We start from the raw sequence: 19014 nt of genomic DNA on the forward strand, positions 1-19014 counted from the left end.
CCCTCGCTGCGGTCGAACGGTCCCGGCTCGCGCGCCAGGGGCGGATCGAACAGGTCCAGCTCGTCGTCGGGTTCCGGCGCCGCCGTCGGCTCCGGCGCACGCGCCCGCCCGGCCAGCGAGGCGGGCGAGACGAAGCCGACATGGGCGTCGTGATCGGTCCCGTCTTGCGCTGCGGCAGGGGTCTTGGGATCGCCGGGCTCGGCCATGAACAACGCTTCTCTCACGCCGGACGCCCGGCTGGACTCAAGGCGCCGACAATGGCGGTCGGGCGGGCCGGACGCAACCGGGCTTGACGCCCATCAGCGCCCCAGCACGATCTCGCAGCCGGGGGCGATCACGGCCGCCAGGGCGCCGGGCTTTTCGATCCGCACCGTCGCGCGTCGCACCCGTCCGTCCTCCAGACAGGCCCGCGCCAGCCGTTCGGCGAAGGTCTCCACCAGCCCCACATGCCCCGCCTCGGCGATGGCGCGCGCCGCATTGGCCACGGTCTCGTAGTCGATGGTGTCGGCCAGCCGTTCGATGGGGCGCGGCTCCAGCTCCAGCGTCACATCGATCACCAGCCGCTGCAGCCGCCCGTGTTCGTGGTCATAGACCCCGATGCCCGCCTCGACCTCCAGCCCGCGCACGAAGACGCTCAACCGTTCGAAACGCAAAGGCTCGTCCGCCGGCGACGGCGAAACCTGCGACGACTGGACCACGCGGCCTACTCCAGGATGTCGGGGGTGCGCCAGGCCAGATGCTGGCCCCCGTCGACGGCGATCATCTGGCCCGTGACCAGCCGGGCGTCAATCAGCCACAGCACGGCCTCGGCCACCGCCTCCGGGCTGCCGGGCGTCTCCAGCAGGGTGGCGCGCGCCTCGGCGGCGAACTCCTCGGGCGTCTGGTGGATGGACGGCAGGGTCGGCCCCGGCCCCACCCCGTTGACGCGGATGCCGGGCGCCAGCGCCTGGGCCAGGGTCTGGGTCGCCCACCACAGCCCATTGCGCGACAGACTGTAGGAGAAGAAGCGCGGATCCGGCTTCAACACCTTCTGGTCCAGCAGATTGACGATGGCCCCCTCGACGGCCTGCGCGGCGAACGCCTCGGCCAGCACGAGGGGCGCGCGCAGATTGGTCTCGATATGCGTATCCCAGCTTTCGCGCGTCAGCCCGCCGATCCGGTCGTCCTGAAACACCGAGGCGTTGTTGACCAGCGCCGTCACCGGCCCCAGCGCCTCGACCGCCGCCGGGATCAGCGCCCGCACCCGCGCCTCGTCCATCAGGTCCGCCTGCAATAGGCACGCGCGCCGGCCAAGGCCCGCGATCTCGTCGGCCAGCCCCCGCGCCTCGTCGCCCGACGCATGATGATGGATCGCCACGTCGAACCCGGCCCGGGCCAGCCTCAGACAGATGGCCCGCCCGATCCGCCGCGCCCCGCCCGTGACCAGGGCGACGCCCCGTTCAGAGCGAGCAGACGCCTCAGTCAACCCGACCGAACTCGAACACATTGAAGGCCGCGATGACGGCGATGAAGCCGAAGATGATGCCGAGCGCCAGCATGGAATGCTCCTGTTGTCGGTCTTGGCTTAAAGCGGGATGGGGCGGGGTTCAAGCGGGCACGAGAGAGGGTTAGGAAAAGGCACCTTCCGCTTGCATTGCGCCAATCACACCTCCAGGCTGTCCCAAACAGAAAAGAGGCGCCCCGTGAGGGGCGCCTCTAAGATTGTGAAGCCGGGGATCCGTTTTGCCGAAGCGACTGCCGATCTGATCCCGACTTTTCGGTATCTAATATAGCTAGCGAAAGCCATTTCGTCAATGCCGATAGACCCCGCACATACGCCTGTCCTCACAACGCTCTTCTCAGCCGATCGTCTCGCCGGCCTGACTGCTCTGACAGGATCGGCAGAGGCCGCGATAGAGTTGCATCAAGAGACGTTGAAAGTCGGAGCGCTCCTGATGACCGTCATGGCGCCGATAGAGATCGCATTGCGAAATACCGTCGCTGAAAACCTAAGCCGTTACTTTGGGGTACCAAACTGGCTGCAACAGCCGCCTGTCAATTTCACTTGGAAGGTTCCGGAGCGGAATAAGATCACCGCTGCGGTAGATAGCGCAAAACGCGCAGAATACTCCAAGCTGAATCAGGGTCAAAAGGCTGCCTTGGACAGCCAAGCGTACCCGGCGGGACGCCCCCTGAATACTTCACACCTTCAACGAGCCAAAAATCGCCGCCGTCATTTGACGGTCACTGAGGGACAGGTGATCGCGGAACTGACACTGTACTTCTGGAAAAGGCTATATGGCCCGGAATACGACCAAAGCCTCTGGCGAACGACCTTGAAGCGAACATTCCCTGACAAGTCGTTGTCCCGCGCCTTGGTAGCGGTTCAACTTGAGAATTTCTACCAGGCCAGAAATAGGCTGGCTCACCACGAACCCGTGCTTCACCAGCGGTTTGCGAACACAATGGCTGCGATTGTTTTCATCACTGAGCGCCTCGACACAGCCCGTCCAAGCGCGAATACGCCTCTCGCGATGCTTCTCTCAGATGATATTGCCGCGGTAAGGGCGAGCGAAAACGCGCTTAGAAATCGGCTCGATGCTTATAGAATATGACCTGGCGCATCCACATCGAACCCTTCACCCGGCCGCTGTTCTTCGTCTGGTCGCGGCTGACGCGGGGCAAGACGTTGGGGGTGCGGGCGGTGGCGGTCGATGGGGACGGGCGGGTGCTGTTGGTGCGGCACACCTATCTGGCGGGCTGGTGGCTGCCGGGCGGCGGGGTGGATCGGGGCGAGACGACACACGCCGCCGTTGTGCGCGAACTGCGTGAGGAGACCGGGCTGGTCGCGCGCGGCGCGCCGCGTCTGATCTCCCTGCATTCCAACGACCGCTTCTTTCCCGGCGATCATGTGGCGGTCTTTCGCATCGACGCCTTCGAGGCGGGTCCCGACGCGCCGCGCGACGGCGAGATCGCCGAGGTCGGCTGGTTCGATCCCGCCGCCCTGCCCGTCGACGTCAATCGCGGCTGTCGCGCGCGTCTGGCGGAAATCTTCGACGGCGTCCCGCTCGATCCTGACTGGTGAGACCCACTGCCGTCTCCTCCCTATCGCGGAGCGATGGGGAGGAGATGTCGTGCGTCCGCATCTGACGCAGGCGCGTGTCAGCGTGCGACCATGACCCAGGCCGTCCCTGTCTATCGCGTCCGCTCGCAGCAGGTCTGGGACCTGGCCCGCGACGACTATCTGGCGGGCGAGCCGGCGCGGGTCGTCTGCCGCCGTTACGACCTGGGCCTGTCGGCCTTTCGCATCCGCGCCCGCAAGGCGGGCTGGCGACGCCAGGATCAGGACGACCCCGATCTGTACGATCCCGCCCTGGCGCTGGAGGCGGTCGAGGATGTCGCCTTTTCCGACATGGCGGCCTCGGCGCGCCGTCGCCTGCAACTGGCCCTGATGGACGGCGAGGCGACCGAGGCCCAGCGCTGGCTGAAGATTTTCGAAACCCTGTCCGTCCTGGCGGCCGAAGCCGGCGATGTGCACCCATTGCACCCTGATTTCGCGGCCCCGGCGTCCGATCGGGATGATGCCGCCGCGTCTCTCGCCGCCGCCCCCGACGTCGCGGCCGAACCGGACGAAGTGCACCGATTGCACCCTGTTTCTTCGTCGCCCGACATCGACAGCCCCCAGGCGCCCCTCAACCGGGCCGAGCGCCGCCGCCTGCGTCGCGCCCATCGCCGAACCTCGCCCTCCGCAAGCCACGAAAGCCGTGCTAGCCAGGGGCCATGAACCCGTCGCTGCTCGCCATTATCGTCGTCGTCCTGGCCGGGGGCGCAACCGCGCTGCAGGCGCCGACCAACGCCCGGCTGGCGACCGCCGTCGCCTCGCCGGTCAACGCCGCCTTCATCTCGTTCGCGGTGGGGACCACGGTGCTGGGGGTGCTGGCCGCCATCCTGCACACCCGGCCCGACATGACGGCGGTGCGCGCCCTGCCCTGGTACGCCTGGCTGGGCGGGGTCTACGGCGCCTGTTTCGTCGTCGCCGCCGCCTGGGGCGTGCCGCGTCTGGGCGTGGCCATGACCATCACCCTGATGGTCGGGGGGCAACTGATGCTCAGCCTGGCGCTGGATCATTTCGGCGCCCTGGGCGTGCCGCACCAGCCGCTGAACCTGGGCCGGATCGCCGGCGTCGGCCTGGTTCTGGCCGGCGTCCTTCTGGTCCGGCGCTCCTGACCCTATATCCCGCCCGATGACCGCGGAGCCCCCCGATTCGAAACTGACCGCCGCCGCCCTGATCGCCGACGAGGCGCGTCGCGCGCCGGACAAGCCGGGCGTCTATCGCATGTATGGCGAGGACGGGTCGTGCCTGTATGTCGGTAAGGCCCGCAGCCTGAAGAAGCGCATCGTCCAGTACGCGCAAGGGCGCTTCCACACCCAGCGCATCGGCCTGATGGTGGCCCAGACCCGGTCGATGGAGCTGGTGGTCACGGCGTCCGAGACCGAGGCCCTGCTGCTGGAATCCAACTTCATCAAGAAGCTGAAGCCGCGCTACAACGTGGTTCTGCGCGACGACAAATCCTTCGCCGAACTGATGATCCGCCGCGACCACCGCGCCCCCCAGGTGAAGAAGCATCGCGGCGCCCACACCACGCCCGGCCACTACTTCGGCCCCTTCGCCTCGACCTGGGCGGTCAATCGCACGCTGAACACCCTGCAGAAGGCGTTTCTGCTAAGGTCCTGTTCGGACAGCGTCTACGAGACCCGCACCCGCCCCTGCATGCTGCATCAGATCAAGCGCTGCTCGGCGCCCTGCACCGGCCTGATCTCGCTGGAGGACTACGGCGAACTGGTCGACGAGGCCGAGGCCTTTCTGCGCGGCAAGTCGCGCGCCGTCATCGGCCGCCTGTCGGGCGAGATGCAGGCCGCCTCGGACGCCATGGACTTCGAACAGGCCGCCCGCGTGCGCGACCGCATCCGGGCCCTGTCGGCCATCGCCATGGAGAACTCCGTCAGCGCCGACAGCGTGGCCGAAGGCGACGTTTTCGCCCTGCACTCCGACGGCGGCCAGGCCTGCGTCCAGGTCTTCTTCTATCGCGCGGGCCAGAACTGGGGCGGGCGCGCCTATTTCCCGCGCGTGGACAAGTCCGACACGGACCCGGAGATCCTGGCCGCCTTCCTGGGCCAGTTCTACGAGGACAAGCCCATCCCGCGCCTGATCCTGTCCAACGTCCGCCCGCACGAGCTGGAACTGCTGGAAGAGGCCTTCTCGATGAAGGCGGACCGCAAGGTCGAGATCGCGCGGCCCCAGCGCGGCGAGAAGCTGGCCCTGGTCGACCACGCCCTGACCAATGCGCGCGAGGCCCTGGGCCGCCGCCTGGCCGAAAGCTCGGCCCAGGGCAAGATCCTCGACGAGGTGTGCGAGGCCTTTGGCCTGGAGGCCCGGCCCGAGCGGATCGAGATTTACGACAACGCCCACATCCAGGGGACCAATGCGGTCGGCGGCATGGTCGTGGCGGGGCCGGAGGGCTTCCAGAAGTCCCAGTACCGCAAGTTCAACATCCGGGGCGAGGATCTGACCCCCGGCGACGACTACGGCATGATGCGCGAGGTGATGCGCCGCCGCTTCGCCCGCCTGGTGAAGGACGAGGAAGAGGGCGAGGACGTGATCCGTCCCGACCTCCTGCTGATCGACGGCGGCGCGGGTCAGCTGGCCGAGGTGCTGGCGGTCATGGCCGATCTGGGCGGGCTGGACGACATCGCCGTGGTCGGCGTGGCCAAGGGGCCGGATCGGGATGCGGGCATGGAGAAGTTCTTCATGCCGGGCAAGGCGCCGTTCATGCTGCCGCTGAAGTCCCCGGCCCTCTATTACCTGCAACGTCTCCGCGACGAGGCCCACCGCTTCGCCAACGGCGCCCACGCCAAGCGCCGCTCGATGGACATTAAGAGAAGCCCGCTGGACGAGATCGAAGGCGTCGGCCCCGGCCGCAAGAAGGCCCTGCTCCACGCCTTCGGCTCCGCCAAGGGCGTCAGCCGCGCCTCCGTGGTCGATCTGGTCAAGGTCGACGGCGTCAGCCAGCCCCTGGCCGAACGCATCCACGCCTTCTTCAGAAAGGCGTGAGCCGTGTCACCACTCCAGCAGCGTCAGACCGGGAATGTCGCGAAAATCATCGCCGTTGCGGGTGACCAGCGTCGCGCCCGAAGTAATCGCCTGCGCCGCGATCATCCAATCCAACACCTTGCGCCGCGAGAAGCCGGTCGCGTTCACAATCTCGCCGTAAGCTCTGGCGTCGGCCGCCAGAAAGGGTTTCGCCTCAACCGTCTTCAGCAGAACGTCGAGCCTGGCGCGCCGCAGGTCCCGTTCGTCGCCCCTGACCCCACCCTCAAGTTCCACAAGTGCGATCATGGGCAAAACGACAGGCTCGCTCGTCGTGGAAATCCTTTCCTGAATGTCTGGATCGCCATCGCGCAGATGGATGGCCACGCTGGTATCCAGCATGAGCGTCATTCAAAGCCCTTTGCGGATAGGCGCGATAAAGGGGTCTCGTTTCCCGATCGTCTTGGGCTTCGGCAGCGCCTCCAGCGTCGCCAGCATCTCCTTTATCGAAGGCCGTTTCGGCGTCAGAGTCACGACGTCGCCCTTGCGCTCGATCTCGACCTCGACGCCCGGCCCGAACGAGATTTCCTTGGGCAGGCGCACTGCGTCGCTGTTTCCGCTTCGAAAGGTTCGACTGGTGACGGGCATGACGGCCTCCTTCGTATAGACACGTATACACCATTTATCGCCGCCCCTCAAAACGCTACAGGCGCAGCATGAGCGACATCGAAGACGAACTGACCGCCGGCTATCGCCGCTTCCGCGCCGACCACTGGCCGGCCGCGCGCGCTGAGTATGAGACCCTGGCGACCAAGGGCCAGAAGCCGCACACCCTGATCGTGGCCTGTTCCGACAGCCGCGCCGATCCGGCCCTGATCTTCGACGCCAAGCCGGGCGAGCTGTTCGTCGTCCGCAACGTCGCCAATCTGGTCCCGCCCTATGAGCCGGACGGCAAGCTGCACGGCGTCTCGGCGGCGCTGGAGTTCGGGGTCAAGGTGCTGGGCGTCAAGCGGATCGTGGTCATGGGTCACGCCCACTGCGGCGGGGTCAACGCCATGATCCACGGCGCGCCCGAGATCGTCGCCGACTTCGTGGCACCGTGGATCGCGCAAGGCGCGCCCGTCGTCCAGCACGTCGCCGAGACCGTCGCCCCCGACCAGCTGGAGCGCGCGGCCGAGGAGGCCATCGTGCGCCTGTCGATCCGAAACCTGCGCACCTTCCCCTGGATCACCGAACGCGAGGCCAGGGGAGAGCTTCAGCTCAGCGGCCTTCACTTCGGCATCGCCGACGGCGCCCTGACCGCCCTGACCGACAAGCCCCGGTTCGAACCGTTGGCTTGACTTGCAAAAAGTAGTGAAATCACTACCATTGTATTCATGGAACGCACGATCACAGCTACCGAAGCCAATCGCGATTTCTCGCGCGTGTTTCGAGAAGTCGCGGCGGGTGAATCCTATGTCGTCACGGCGCGTGGCCGGCCGTTAGTCAGAATGACGCCTGCGACGGATCGGGCCGAGAGCGACGAAAATCGCGTGGCGAGGCTTCATGCGCTTGTCGATGCGCTAGCCGCCCTGCCCGCCGTCGGCGCGGGCCGCATCACGCGCGAAGACGGCTACGCTTGAAGCTGGCGCTAGACACCAATGTCCTGGGCTATGCCGCAGGCGTCGGTGACGACGCGCCACGTCGCACCCGAGCAATAGAGGTTCTTCGTAAGGTCGCGCACCAGGACCTGATCCTGCCGACCCAGGTGGCGGGCGAGTTCTACAACATCCTGACCCGCAAAGGCGGCCATCCGCCCAAGGTGGCGCATGGCATCTTGCGGAAATGGGTCGAGGACATCGGCCTGACCGCTCCGACGTCCGCCACCATGGAGGCCGCGCTCGAGGCGGCGGCCTTCTTCAACCTTCAGATATGGGATGCCTTGATCCTGACCATCGCCGCCGAGGCCGGGTGCGGCCTTCTGCTTTCCGAAGACATGCAGGACGGCTTCGTCTATCGAGGCGTGACCGTCGCCAATCCGTTCGCAGAGACGCCGCACCCGCTGCTGGCGTCCTTGCTGGAGACCCTGCCATGACCGCCCACCGCGCCAACCCCATTCCCAACATCCTGACCGGCGCGCGCCTGGCCGCCGGGGTGGTGATGTTCCTGATCCTGGCGGGCGCGACCAGCGGCTTCCCCCTGGCCGATCAGTGGATGAGCCCGGACGACCAGTTCGCCCTTTACCGCGTGGCCTTCTGGATTTTCGTCATCGCCGCCTCGACCGACTGGATCGACGGCTTCCTGGCCCGGCGCTGGAACGCCACCACCCGCTGGGGCGCCATCCTGGACCCCATCGCGGACAAGGTTCTGGTCACCGGCGCCATCCTGGGCGTGTTGACCTCCGGCTCGGTGCCGCAGATCATCATTCCCTGCGGCCTGATCCTGTTCCGCGAGTTCGCCGTCTCGGCCCTGCGCGAGACCATGGCCGGGCGAATCGAACTGCCCGTCACCCTGGCCGCCAAGTGGAAGACCACGCTGCAGCTGGTCGCCCTGGGCTGTCAGCTGTTCGCCCGCAACTGGGACGGTTTCGGCCTGTCGCTGGACTGGCTCGACAACTTCCAGTTCTTCTCGGACGTGCTGATCTGGCTGGCCGCCATCATCACCCTGTGGACCGGCTGGCAGTATTTCCACGAAGCTCGCCGCCAGATGCGGGACCTCTAGGGTCTCAGCGTCAGGCCGGTCGGCGTGGCCTCGAAGGCCGAGAGCCGGCCCAGGTAGCTCATGCCCAGCAGGGAATATTCCAGCCCCTGTTCGACCACCAGCGCCTCGACCTGATCCACCCGCGCCCCGGCGACCGAGACGGTGTTCAGTCGCACCGGCGCGGCGCGGACCACGCCCGACGCCGTCTGTACCCGGCCGGTGAATCTCGCCGGTTCCGGCTGGACCCCAAGCCGACCCGCATCGGCCCGCGTCAGGACCACCACGCTGGCGCCGGTGTCCACCAGCACCCGCACCGCCCGTCCGTCGATCCGGGCCTGGGCCCAGTAGTGGCCGTCGTCAGCCTTGACGACCTGAGCAACCGTTCCGATAGCAGCCGGCGCCGCGACAGCGATGGGGGCGGTCGCCGCCTGGGCCGCCCCGTCGCCCTCAAGATGCCGGATCGTCAGCGCCGTGGCGAAGGACGCCGTCAGGGCGACGCCGAACACGATGACGGACTGGAAGTCGATGCGGATCATGCCCCACTGTCTAGCTGCGCGATCTTTGGATGCCGTGAAACGACGTGGCTGACGAAAGCTTAAAACCCCAGGACCGATCAGCCCAGTTTCGCCGGATCGATCCGGTCCCGTCGCCCCGGCAGGTCGGCCATCACCGCCGCCCGCTCGTCGTCGCTCAGGGCTCGCCAGCCGGCGATCTCCTTCAGGGTGCGAAAACATCCCAGGCACAGGCCGCTTTCGCCATCCACCGCGCACACCATGACGCAGGGGCTGGCGATGGCCTTCGGCGGACCGGGCCGAGCGGGGTCGGGCGTGATCATTGTGACATCGAAACGAAAATCATTCCGACTCCTGACGAATAAATTTGCAAATTCACAAAACTGTCTTATGTTGCCCAATGACGCGAAACGACTGACGGTGGAATCCCATTGGTACGACGTGTCTCTTTTCATCGTTCTGCGAAAGGAGACGCCAAGATGAACGATAAGGAGCGTAACCTCCAACACGCCATGATGTCCTTCGCCCTGTGGGGCGGGATGCTGGTCAATAGTCGGCACATGCCGTCGAACTCGGGCCGGGTGGTCAGCCATCCGTCCAACTTCGTACCCTATACGATCAAGAAACGCTGACGGCCCTGTGCGGCCCTCAGCCTGAAGAAGCCCCGGTCTCACCGGGGCTTTTGCAATTCCGGGCTTGCCTGACGCGGCGTTCGCGGTCGATGACGGGCGCGAAGACGGAGACGATGCATGGGCCTGATCGCCGAAGAGAAGCGGGGCGCGATCCTGATCTGGACGCTGGACCGCGAGGCGCGACTGAACGCTCTGCCGGACCTGGGCGACGGCGACGAGGTCGCGTCGGCGTGCGAGCGGGTCAACGCCGATCCATCCGTCCGGTGCGTGGTGCTTACGGGCGCGGGTCGCGCCTTCTCGGCCGGCGGCGATCTGACGGCCATGCGCGACCGGCGCGACCTGTTCGAGGGATCGGGAGCCGCGATCCGTGAGCGCTATCGGCGGGTCGTCCACCGGATCGTGCGGTCGCTGTACGGGCTGGAGGTTCCGCTGGTCGCCGCCGTCAACGGCCCGGCCATGGGTTTGGGCTGCGACATCGCGGGTCTGGGCGACATCCGCATCGCCTCGGAGCGGGCCAGCTTCGGCGTGCCCTTCCTGAAGCTGGGCATCATCCCCGGCGACGGCGGGTCGTGGCTGCTGCCGCGCAACATCGGCTACGCCCGCGCCGCCGAGATGCTGTTCACCGCCCGGTCCATCGACGCCGCGACGGCGGCCGAATGGGGTCTGGTCAACCGCGTGGTCGCCCATGACAGGCTGATGGACGAGGCCCTGGCCACCGCCGCCCAGGTCGCGGCCCAGCCGCCCCAGGCCCTGCGTATGGCCAAGACCTTGTTGCGCCAGGGCCGCGACACGACCTTCGACCAGATGCTGGAGATGTCGGCGGCCATGCAGGCCCTGGCCCATCTGACCGACGATCACCAGGAGGGCGTCGCCGCCGTGCTGGAAAAGCGACCGGGCGATTTCAAGGGAAGCTGAACGGGCCGCCGACGGCCCCGAAACGAAAAAGGGGGCGCCGCAGCGCCCCCTTCCCACGATCGATCGGCGGCGCCGGTTACTTCTGGCCCGCCGGGCGCATGGCGGCGGACGGGCCGACGCCGGCCTGGACCGGGCGGGCGACGCCGGCCTTCTGACCGGGCTTCATGAACTTCACCAGAACGCGCTGGCCGATCAGGAAGGGCGTGTTGTCGGCCGAGACCACCACCTCGACCACCCGCTCGTCGGTGCGGGCCGAGGGGTCTTCGGACTGCAGCTGACGGGCGCCGAACACGGCGGCGCGGCGTAGCACGCGGCCCACGGTGATCTTGGTGGGATCGCCTTCGGGGGTCAGTTCGACCTCCTGACCGACCGTGACATTGGGGATGTCGGCCTCGACGATTTCGGCGCGGACGATGCGGGCGGTGTCCGGCTCCAGGTCGAACATGGCCGTCACGTTCAGGGTCGAGGCGCCGGCGCCGGGCTGGGCGTAGCGGCGGGCGATCCGGCCGTCCATCGGCGCGCGGATGACGGTCAGTTCCTGATTGTAGCGGGCCTCGGCCAGACGCGACTGGGCCGTCTGGATGGCGGCGTCCTGAGACGCGATGCGCGCCTCGGCCTGGGCGATCTGATCGCGCGCCTGGTCCAGCCGCTGGGCCGCGACATTGTTGGTGGCCGACAGTTTCGACAGGCGGTCGTATTCGCGCCGGGCCGTGGTCAGTTCGACCCGCGACATCCCCAGCTGGGCGCGCGCCTCGGTGACGGCGGCGGCGGCGCTCTGGGCGGCCAGGCGCGTCTCGTCATCCTCCTGACGGGCCAGGATCTGGCCGGCGACGACGCGGTCGCCCTCGTTGACCAGCACCTCGCGCACCACGCCGCCGCGACGGGCGGCGACCTTGATCACCCCGCCTTCGACGTCGGCCTTGCCGTTGGCGATGGCGGCGTAGGGGCTGTCGATCTTCTGGGACGCCTCCTTCTCCTGCTGCGCCTTCTTGGCGGCCCCGGCCTTGGAGAAGGCCACGAAGCCCCCGACCAGCAGCACGATCAGGACCAGTCCGATCCAGAGCCATTTGTTCTTGAGGAAGGCGGGCATGACGGCAGGGTCCGTTCGAGAGAGGGCTTAGTGGGACGCCAGCTGGGCGTCGGGATTGGGGATGCGGCGCTGATCGTCCAGGATCTTGCCGTCCTCGATGTGAATGACGCGGTCGGCCCAGGCTTCCAGGCGCGGGTCGTGGGTCACGCAGATGACGGCCGCGCCGTGTTCGGTGGCGGCGCGACGCAACAGCCGGATCACCACCTGGCCGTTCTCGCCGTCCAGGGCCGAGGTCGGTTCGTCGGCGAACAGGATCTGGGGGTTCTTGGCCAGGGCGCGGGCGATGGCCACGCGCTGCTTCTCGCCGCCCGACAGGGCGCTGGGCCGCTGGTTCAGGCGATGGCCCAGCCCCACTTCCTCAAGGGCCGTGGTGGCGCGCTTCCTGGCCTCGGACTTGGACAGGCCCTGGTATTTCAGCACCGTCATCACCTGCTGCAGCGCCGTCAGCGACGGGAACAGGTTGAAGCCCTGGAAGATGAAGCCGCAGTGGTCCAGGCGGAATTTGTCGATCCGGCCCGAGCCGTATTTCCACAGATCGTCGACATCCAGGATGTCGACCCGACCCTCCTCGGGCTTCAGCAGGCCCGACAGATTGGCGATCAGGGTCGACTTGCCCGAGCCGGACGGTCCCATGACCATGGTCAGGTCGCCGTGCCGCGCGTCGAAGTCCACGCCCTTCAGCACCTCGACCCAGCTGCGGCCGGTCTTGAACCGTTTGACCAAGCCCTTGGCCTCGATGGCGAAATCGCCGTGCTTGCCGTGCGTGGTGGTATGAGAGGTCATCGCAGCAGATCCGCAGGCTGGCTCTTCTTCAGGACGCCCAGCGACAGGAAGCCGGAGCCCAGGGCGATCAGCACCAGCATGGCCGAAACCATCAGCACCATCGTCGGCGGGAAGGACATGGTCAGCCCCGTGCCGGCCGCCAGCAGGCTGACCAGCCAGGTCAGGACGTAGGCCGCCAGCACGCCGGCGATGCCGACCCAGAAGCTGAGCTCCAGCACGATCCGGCGCAGCGACCCCAGGGAGACGCCCAGCGCCCGCAGCGAGGCGAACTCCTTGATGTTGGCCATGATGGCCCCGCGCAGCGTCTGCCAGGTGATGGCCACGCCGATCAGGATGCCCAGGAACAGCGAGAAGCCCAGCATGATGGCGATGAAGCTCTCCTTCATCATCGCGCCCTCATTGGCCTTGGCCAGGTCCTGACGGGTCCAGGCCTTGAACTGGCCATTGGCGATGGCGTTCAACTGGGCCACCACGACGGGGGCGCGGGCGGGGTTCTTGATCTGCACCATCAGCGGTCCGACCCGCTCGCCGGTGTTGGCCTCGCCAAGCATCCGCAGGGTGTCGCGCGACATGACCACCGTGGCCTGCATCATGTTGGGATAGCCCTGGGTGACGGCCGCGACCCGCACCGTCTTGCCGTTGTAGGACGCCTGGTCGCCCAGCTTGACGCCCAGACGCCCCAGGGCGGTCTGGTCCACCGCCACGGCATAGGGCTGGCGCAGCGCCTCGACCAGATCGTCGGAATAGTCGGTCGGCACTGTCACCGCGCCGGGCACGGCGTCGATGGTGGTGACGTTGACGAACTCCATCTTCTTGGCGCCCTCGGACGCCTTGCCCTGCGTATCCTGGTTCTTGACGATGTTCTGCCAACGACCGCCCGAACCATCCAGGTCGGCGACGGCGACCACCTCGGGGTGCTGATAGACCACCGGCATGATGCGGCGCGGCACGCCCGACGGTCCGCCGTTGAACAGGGCCGTGGCGCCGGGGCTGAGGATCATGATGTCGGCGCGCGCGCGGTCGATCTGGGCCGTGAACGCCTTGCCGATGCCCATGAACATCCCGACCTGGGCCAGGACCAGCAGGCCCGAAAAAGCCAGGGCCACGATGGCGGCCATGTAGCGGCGCCATTCGTAGAGCAGCGTTGAAAGTGCAAGCGACATGAACCGGCGGTTCCCCCGAACTGGGCGCTATCTGACCGCGAGCCGTCGCACCGCCAAGTTAAATCGCAGTAAGGCTGGGGTCGTGTCCGGGCCGGCCTGATCGGTTGCGCCGTATTGAACACGAGATTAAGGCCCGTGCAGCCCTTGGCGCCGGCCCATCGTCGGCGTTAGTTACAACATAACAGATGGGACAGGCCGTCCCACGTTCCGGGAAACACGCCGCCATGTCCTTGCCTTCGCTTCGTCTCACCGCCTCGCTGGCCGCGCTCGGCGCCGCGACCGCCGTCCTGTCGGCGCCCGCCTCTCCCGCCAAGGCGGACGAGGGGATGTGGACCTTCGACAACTTCCCCATCGCCACGGTGAACCAGAAGTACGGCACCAACATCGATCAGGCCTGGCTGGACCGGGTGCGCAACGCCGCCGTCCGCCTGCAGGGCTGCTCGGCCTCGCTGGTGTCGGGCGAAGGTCTGGTGCTGACCAACCACCACTGCGTCGTCTCGTGCGTGCAGGACCTGTCCACGGCCCAGAACGACTACGTCAAGAACGGCTGGATGCCCGGCTCCCGCGAGGAAGAGAAGAAATGCCCCGGCCAGACGGCCGAAATCCTGACCGACATCACCGACGTCACCGACCGCGTGGTGGGCGCCGGCGCCGGTCTTGAAGGCGCCGCCTTCGTCCAGGCCCGCGCCGCCGAGATCGACAAGATCCAGAAGGAGGTCTGCGGCGACGACCAGAAGCTGACCTGCCAGGTCATCAGCTTCTATCGCGGCGGCCAGTACAAGCTGTACAAGTTCCGCAAGTATGACGATGTGCGTCTGGTCTTCGCGCCGGAGTTCCAGGCGGCCTTCTTCGGCGGCGACCCGGACAACTTCAACTTCCCCCGCTACGCCCTGGATGCGGGTTTCCTGCGTCTCTATGAGGACGGCAAGCCGGTCGCTACGCCGAACCACCTGACCTGGAACCCGAACGCGCCCAAGGACGGCGACGTCACCTTCGTCGCGGGCAACCCCGGCTCGACCCAGCGGCTGCTGACGGTGGCCCAGTTGGAGGCGCTGCGCGATCAGCAGATGCCGCTGACCCTGATCCAGTCGTCCGAACTGCGCGGCCGCCTGCTGGAATATTCGACCACCGGCGAAGAGGCCAAGCGCGTCACCGTCGATCCGCTGTTCGGCCTGGAGAACAGCTTCAAGGTCTTTTACGGCCAGCAGGGCGCCCTGACCGATCCGGCCTTCATGGCCACCAAGCGCCGCGAGGAGCAGGAGCTGCGCCAGCGCGTCGCCGCCGACCCGGCCCTGGCCCAGCGCATCGGCGACCCGTGGGCCGATCTGGAGCGCGTCTCGACCGCCCAGCGCGACCTCTATCTGCCCTATCGCCAGCTGGAATCGGCGGCGGGCCAGCGGTCGCAGCTCTACAGCTACGCCAAGGCCATCGTCCGCGCCTCCAAGGAGCGGGCCAAGCCGGCGACCGAGCGCCGCGCCGGCTATTCGGACGCCGATATCGCCTCGCTGGGCCGCCGCCTGGCGACCGAGACGCCGATCTCGACCGACCTGGAGAAGATCTTCCTGGACTTCTGGCTGTCCAAGACGCGCGAATATCTGACCGTCGACAACGCCAATGTGAAAGCGCTGCTGGGCAAGGAAAGCCCCGAACAGATCGCCCAGCGCCTGGTCGACGGCACGCGCCTGGCCGATCCCGCCTTCCGCGCCCAGGCTCTGGCCATGACGCCGGAGCAACTGGCCGCCTCGGGCGATCCGCTGATCGCCTTCGTCCTGGCCAATGACGACGCCGCCCAGGCCGTCCGCACCCAGTGGGAATCGGCGGTGTCCGGTCCCACCAGCCGCGCGGGCGAAAAGATCGCCCAGGCCCGGTTCGCGGTGTACGGGACCAACCTGTATCCCGACGCGACCTTCTCCCTGCGCCTGTCCTACGGCCAGGTGAAGGGCTGGACCTATCGCGGCGTGACGGTGGAGCCCTTCACCCACATCGGCGGCCTGTACGAGCGCAATACCGGCGCCGAACCGTTCAATGCGGCGACCGACTGGCTGGCGGCCGAGAACAAGGTGAACAAGGCGACCGTCTATGACTTCGTCTCGACCAACGACATCATCGGCGGCAACTCGGGCTCGCCGGTCATCAACGCCAAGGGCGAGGTCATCGGCGCCGCCTTCGACGGCAACATTCAATCGCTGGGCGGCAGCTTCGGCTACGATCCCGAACTGAACCGCACGGTGACGGTCTCCACCGCCGCCATCACCGAGGCCCTGCGCAACGTCTACAACCAGCCGCGCCTGCTGCGCGAACTGGGCGTGCGTCGCTAAGACGACAACGAAGAAGTCTCCTCCCCGCTGCGCGGGGAGGGGGACCGCGAAGCGGTGGAGGGGCTCGTCACCACCGCGCGATCGCCTGTAAAGTGCCCAAGAGCCCCTCCGTCACGACGCTGAAAAAGCGCCGCGCCACCTCCCCGCAATGCGGGGAGGAGACTTAAAGGACATCGCACATGCGCCCCCTTCTCCTCGCCTCCGTCGCCCTTCTCGCCTTCGCCGCCACGTCGGCCCGCGCCGAGGAAGGCATGTGGACCTATGACAACTTCCCCATCGCCCGCGCCAACCAGACGCTGGGGACCAATATCGATCAGACCTTCCTGGATCGGGTGCGGCTGTCGTCGGTGAAGTTCGGCGGCTGTTCGGCGGGGATCGTCTCGGGCCAGGGGCTGGTCATGACCAACAACCACTGTGTCGCCACCTGCGTCGCCAACCTGTCCACGCCGCAACAGCAGTATGGCGAGACGGGCTTTACGCCCAGGACGCGCGAGGAAGAGCGCAAATGTCCGGGCGCCACGGCCGAAATCCTGACCGACATCTCCGACGTCACCGAGCGGATGCACAAGGCCGGAGAGGGCCTGGACGGTCAGGCCTTCACCCAGGCGCGCGAGGCCGAGGCCGGCCGGATCGAGACCGAAGCCTGCGGAAACGATCCCAGGATCCGCTGCCAGGTCGTCAGCCTTTATCGCGGCGGCCAGTTCAAGCTCTACAAGTTCCGCAAATACACCGACGTCCGCCTGGCCTGGGCGCCGGAAGACCGCGCCGCGACCTTTGGCGGCGATCTGGACAACTTCTCCTTCCCGCGCTTCGCCATCGATGCGGCCTTCATCCGCCTGTACGAAGACGGCAAGCCGGTCGAGACCCCGACCCACTTCGTCTGGAACGCCGACAAGCCGACCGAGGGCGAGGCCGTCTTCGTCTCGGGCAATCCCGGCGCGACGCAGCGCCTGCTGACCATGGACCAGTTGGCCACCATCCGCGACGTGGTCCTGCCGATGGATCAGCTGATCGCGTCGGAGCTGCGCGGCCGCCTGATCCGCTATTCCGAAGAAGGCGAGGATCAGGCCTTCATCGCCATGGACCCGATCGTCGGCGTGGAGAACACCTACAAGCGCGGCCTGGGTCGGATGCGCGCCCTGACCGACGCGGACTTCATCCAGGCCAAGGCGGCGGCCGAGGCCGACTTCATGCAGCGTTACGCCGCCGCCAACGCCAACGGCTCCAACCCGTGGGAGGCGCTGAAGACCATCCAGCCCTTGGCCCGCGAACTGTATGCGTCCACCGCCCTGCTGGAGGGCGGCACCGCCATGGGCACCACTTCGGTCGCGGGCGGATCGCAGTTGTTCCAGTGGGCCAAGGCCATCGTGCGCGGCGCGCAGGAGCGCGCCAAGCCCTCGGACCAGCGCCTGGCCGAGTTCGCCGACAGCCGCCTGCCCGGCGTCGAATCCGGCCTGTTCGCCGAAAAGCCCACCTATCCCGAACTGGAGCAGATCCGGCTGGAATGGTGGCTGTCCAAGACCCGCGAATGGCTGACGGTCGACAGCCCGCATGTCCGCACCCTGCTGGGCAAGGAAAGCCCCGAGGAGTTGTCCGCGCGCGTCGTCGCCGGCACCAGGCTGGCCGATCCGGCGGTGCGCCGCGCCCTGTGGACCGGCGGCCTGGCGGCGGTTCAGGCGTGCGACGATCCGATGATCCAATATGTGCTGTCGATCGACGCCGACGCCCGCGCGGTTCGCGCCGAGTGGGAGAACAAGGTCAAGGCGCCGACCGACCGCGCCTCGGAACAGCTGGCGGCCGCCCGCTTCGCCGCCTATGGCGACGCGGTCTATCCCGACGCCACCGGCACCCTGCGCCTGACCTATGGCAAGGTCGAAGGCTCCGACGTGCCGGGCCAGCGGTTCGGCGCCTTCACCACTTTCGCCGGCCTGTGGGACCGCGCCACCGGCGCCGAACCGTTCAAGGTCGCGCCCAAGCTATTGGCCGCCAAGGACCGGATCGACCCGAACGCGGTGATGGACATGGCCGTCTCGACCGACACCATCGGCGGTTCGTCCGGCTCGCCCGCCGTCAATGCGCGGGGTGAGATCATCGGGGCCAACTTCGATTCCACCGTCCTGACCCAACGCAACGCCTATGGCTACGACCGCAACACCAACCGCAGCGTGATCGTGACCACCCAGGCGGTGACGGTGGCCCTGCGCGACGTCTATGGGATGGATCACCTGCTGACGGAGCTGGGCGTCCGCCGTTGAGCCGGATCGCCTTTCGGGCGGCCACGCCGGCCGATGTCGCCGCCCTGCATCCGCTGATCGAGCGGGCCTATCGCGGCGAGACGGCCAAGGCCGGCTGGACGCACGAGGCCGATCTGCTGTTCGACGAGCGGACCAGCGCCGAGGAGCTGGCGGGTCTGATCGCCGATCCCGAGCGGGTCATCCTGCTGGCGCCCGACGCCGATGATCTGGTCGGCTGCGTCCAGGTCGCCCGCGCCGGCGAGGGCCTGGCCTATCTGGGGATGCTGACGGTCGAGCCGACCCTGCAGGCGTCCGGCCTGGGGCGGCGTCTGCTGGCCGCGGCAGAGGCCGAGGCCGTCGCCCGGTTCGGCGCGCGGCGCATGGAGATGACGGTGATCCATCGCCGCGCCGAACTGATCGCCTGGTACGCGCGACGCGGCTATGCCCCCACCGGCGAGACCCGCCCCTTCCCCGTCGATCCCCCCCGGCCCGAACTGGCGTTCGTGGTGCTGGAGAAGGCCCTTTAGGTTCTGTGGACACTTATCGCATCCATAAGATGGTTGCGACGAGGTGCAGGATGGCGAGGTAGTTGCAGGCGGTCTTCTCGAAGCGTGTTGCGAC

23 protein-coding genes and 1 pseudogene are annotated in these 19014 nt (G+C 67.4%); 14 read left to right on the top strand and 10 right to left on the bottom strand.

The annotated features are described in order from the left end of the window. The 3 genes and pseudogenes from RTU05_RS11640 to RTU05_RS11650 all read right to left on the bottom strand — a co-directional run. A pseudogene (locus RTU05_RS11640) lies at window positions 1-206 on the bottom strand (hypothetical protein); the annotation flags it as partial. Window positions 207-299: 93 nt separating this feature from the next. Beyond that, on the bottom strand, window positions 300-698 hold the full coding sequence (folB, locus tag RTU05_RS11645) for a dihydroneopterin aldolase (RefSeq protein ID WP_292021769.1): 399 nt from the start codon (window positions 696-698) through the stop codon (window positions 300-302). Between the two features lie 5 nt (window positions 699-703). Next, on the bottom strand, window positions 704-1465 hold the full coding sequence (locus RTU05_RS11650; RefSeq protein ID WP_312598435.1) for an SDR family oxidoreductase: 762 nt from the start codon (window positions 1463-1465) through the stop codon (window positions 704-706). A 469-nt stretch (window positions 1466-1934) separates the two neighbouring features. Between RTU05_RS11650 and RTU05_RS11655 the strand changes: the two genes are divergently transcribed. From RTU05_RS11655 to uvrC, 5 genes are all read left to right on the top strand, one after another. Beyond that, a complete protein-coding gene (locus RTU05_RS11655) occupies window positions 1935-2594 on the top strand; it encodes a hypothetical protein (RefSeq protein WP_312598437.1) in 660 nt (219 codons plus the stop codon). Continuing rightward, the gene (locus RTU05_RS11660; RefSeq protein WP_312598439.1) at window positions 2591-3064 is read left to right on the top strand and encodes an NUDIX domain-containing protein; all 474 of its coding nucleotides are present in this window, start codon (window positions 2591-2593) and stop codon (window positions 3062-3064) included. The genes RTU05_RS11655 and RTU05_RS11660 overlap by 4 nt, the downstream gene beginning before the upstream one ends. A gap of 90 nt (window positions 3065-3154) precedes the next feature. Continuing rightward, on the top strand, window positions 3155-3763 hold the full coding sequence (locus RTU05_RS11665) for a hypothetical protein (RefSeq protein ID WP_312598440.1): 609 nt from the start codon (window positions 3155-3157) through the stop codon (window positions 3761-3763). Continuing rightward, window positions 3760-4206 (top strand): DMT family transporter, encoded by a 447-nt coding sequence (locus RTU05_RS11670; RefSeq protein WP_312598442.1) that lies wholly within the window; start codon window positions 3760-3762, stop codon window positions 4204-4206. The genes RTU05_RS11665 and RTU05_RS11670 overlap by 4 nt, the downstream gene beginning before the upstream one ends. A 16-nt stretch (window positions 4207-4222) precedes the next feature. Further along, window positions 4223-6091: an excinuclease ABC subunit UvrC gene (uvrC, locus tag RTU05_RS11675; protein ID WP_312598444.1), complete on the top strand. Its 1869-nt coding sequence runs from the start codon at window positions 4223-4225 to the stop codon at window positions 6089-6091. A 6-nt stretch (window positions 6092-6097) separates the two neighbouring features. Here uvrC and RTU05_RS11680 read toward each other — a convergent pair whose 3' ends face one another. Then, window positions 6098-6478 (bottom strand): PIN domain-containing protein, encoded by a 381-nt coding sequence (locus RTU05_RS11680; protein WP_312598445.1) that lies wholly within the window; start codon window positions 6476-6478, stop codon window positions 6098-6100. After that, complete coding sequence (locus RTU05_RS11685; RefSeq protein ID WP_312598447.1) at window positions 6479-6715, bottom strand: AbrB/MazE/SpoVT family DNA-binding domain-containing protein; 237 nt, start codon at window positions 6713-6715, stop codon at window positions 6479-6481. Window positions 6716-6783: 68 nt separating this feature from the next. Here RTU05_RS11685 and RTU05_RS11690 point away from each other — a divergent pair, with 68 nt between their 5' ends. The 4 genes from RTU05_RS11690 to pgsA are packed head-to-tail and all read left to right on the top strand — an operon-like array spanning window position 6784 to window position 8767. After that, window positions 6784-7407, top strand: a complete 624-nt coding sequence (locus RTU05_RS11690) for a carbonic anhydrase (RefSeq protein WP_312598449.1) — start codon at window positions 6784-6786, stop codon at window positions 7405-7407. Between the two features lie 36 nt (window positions 7408-7443). After that, on the top strand, window positions 7444-7689 hold the full coding sequence (locus RTU05_RS11695) for a type II toxin-antitoxin system prevent-host-death family antitoxin (RefSeq protein ID WP_312598451.1): 246 nt from the start codon (window positions 7444-7446) through the stop codon (window positions 7687-7689). Then, the gene (locus RTU05_RS11700; protein ID WP_312598453.1) at window positions 7686-8141 is read left to right on the top strand and encodes a PIN domain-containing protein; all 456 of its coding nucleotides are present in this window, start codon (window positions 7686-7688) and stop codon (window positions 8139-8141) included. Before RTU05_RS11695 ends, RTU05_RS11700 begins: the two co-directional genes overlap by 4 nt. Beyond that, on the top strand, window positions 8138-8767 hold the full coding sequence (gene pgsA / locus RTU05_RS11705) for a CDP-diacylglycerol--glycerol-3-phosphate 3-phosphatidyltransferase (protein ID WP_248117593.1): 630 nt from the start codon (window positions 8138-8140) through the stop codon (window positions 8765-8767). The genes RTU05_RS11700 and pgsA overlap by 4 nt, the downstream gene beginning before the upstream one ends. Here the strand turns inward: pgsA and RTU05_RS11710 are convergent. Together RTU05_RS11710 and RTU05_RS11715 are read right to left on the bottom strand one after the other, a co-directional pair. Beyond that, complete coding sequence (locus RTU05_RS11710) at window positions 8764-9282, bottom strand: TIGR02281 family clan AA aspartic protease (protein ID WP_312598454.1); 519 nt, start codon at window positions 9280-9282, stop codon at window positions 8764-8766. The genes pgsA and RTU05_RS11710 overlap by 4 nt on opposite strands. Before the next feature lie 77 nt (window positions 9283-9359). Then, window positions 9360-9581, bottom strand: coding sequence for a DUF1289 domain-containing protein (locus RTU05_RS11715; RefSeq protein ID WP_312598456.1), 222 nt, complete (start codon window positions 9579-9581; stop codon window positions 9360-9362). Between the two features lie 156 nt (window positions 9582-9737). Here RTU05_RS11715 and RTU05_RS11720 point away from each other — a divergent pair, with 156 nt between their 5' ends. Then, window positions 9738-9890 (top strand): hypothetical protein, encoded by a 153-nt coding sequence (locus RTU05_RS11720; RefSeq protein ID WP_017505113.1) that lies wholly within the window; start codon window positions 9738-9740, stop codon window positions 9888-9890. Between the two features lie 117 nt (window positions 9891-10007). Continuing rightward, a complete protein-coding gene (locus tag RTU05_RS11725) occupies window positions 10008-10805 on the top strand; it encodes a crotonase/enoyl-CoA hydratase family protein (RefSeq protein WP_312598458.1) in 798 nt (265 codons plus the stop codon). A gap of 76 nt (window positions 10806-10881) precedes the next feature. Here the strand turns inward: RTU05_RS11725 and RTU05_RS11730 are convergent, their stop codons facing one another. From RTU05_RS11730 to RTU05_RS11740, 3 genes are read right to left on the bottom strand one after another with little or no spacing between them, the layout of a single operon-like run. Beyond that, entirely contained in the window at window positions 10882-11895 is a 1014-nt protein-coding gene (locus tag RTU05_RS11730; protein ID WP_312598460.1) for an HlyD family efflux transporter periplasmic adaptor subunit, read from the bottom strand. A gap of 27 nt (window positions 11896-11922) precedes the next feature. Further along, on the bottom strand, window positions 11923-12678 hold the full coding sequence (locus tag RTU05_RS11735) for an ABC transporter ATP-binding protein (RefSeq protein WP_312598462.1): 756 nt from the start codon (window positions 12676-12678) through the stop codon (window positions 11923-11925). After that, a complete protein-coding gene (locus RTU05_RS11740) occupies window positions 12675-13841 on the bottom strand; it encodes an ABC transporter permease (RefSeq protein WP_312598464.1) in 1167 nt (388 codons plus the stop codon). Before RTU05_RS11740 ends, RTU05_RS11735 begins: the two co-directional genes overlap by 4 nt. A 224-nt stretch (window positions 13842-14065) precedes the next feature. Here RTU05_RS11740 and RTU05_RS11745 point away from each other — a divergent pair, with 224 nt between their 5' ends. The 3 genes from RTU05_RS11745 (at window position 14066) to RTU05_RS11755 (ending at window position 18920) form a co-directional block, all read left to right on the top strand. Beyond that, on the top strand, window positions 14066-16159 hold the full coding sequence (locus RTU05_RS11745) for a S46 family peptidase (protein WP_312598466.1): 2094 nt from the start codon (window positions 14066-14068) through the stop codon (window positions 16157-16159). A 179-nt stretch (window positions 16160-16338) separates the two neighbouring features. Beyond that, complete coding sequence (locus RTU05_RS11750) at window positions 16339-18414, top strand: S46 family peptidase (protein WP_312598468.1); 2076 nt, start codon at window positions 16339-16341, stop codon at window positions 18412-18414. After that, entirely contained in the window at window positions 18411-18920 is a 510-nt protein-coding gene (locus tag RTU05_RS11755; protein ID WP_312598470.1) for a GNAT family N-acetyltransferase, read from the top strand. Before RTU05_RS11750 ends, RTU05_RS11755 begins: the two co-directional genes overlap by 4 nt. The last annotated feature ends 94 nt before the right edge of the window (window positions 18921-19014 follow it).

Source organism: Brevundimonas sp. (assembly GCF_032017145.1).
GTDB lineage: Bacteria > Pseudomonadota > Alphaproteobacteria > Caulobacterales > Caulobacteraceae > Brevundimonas.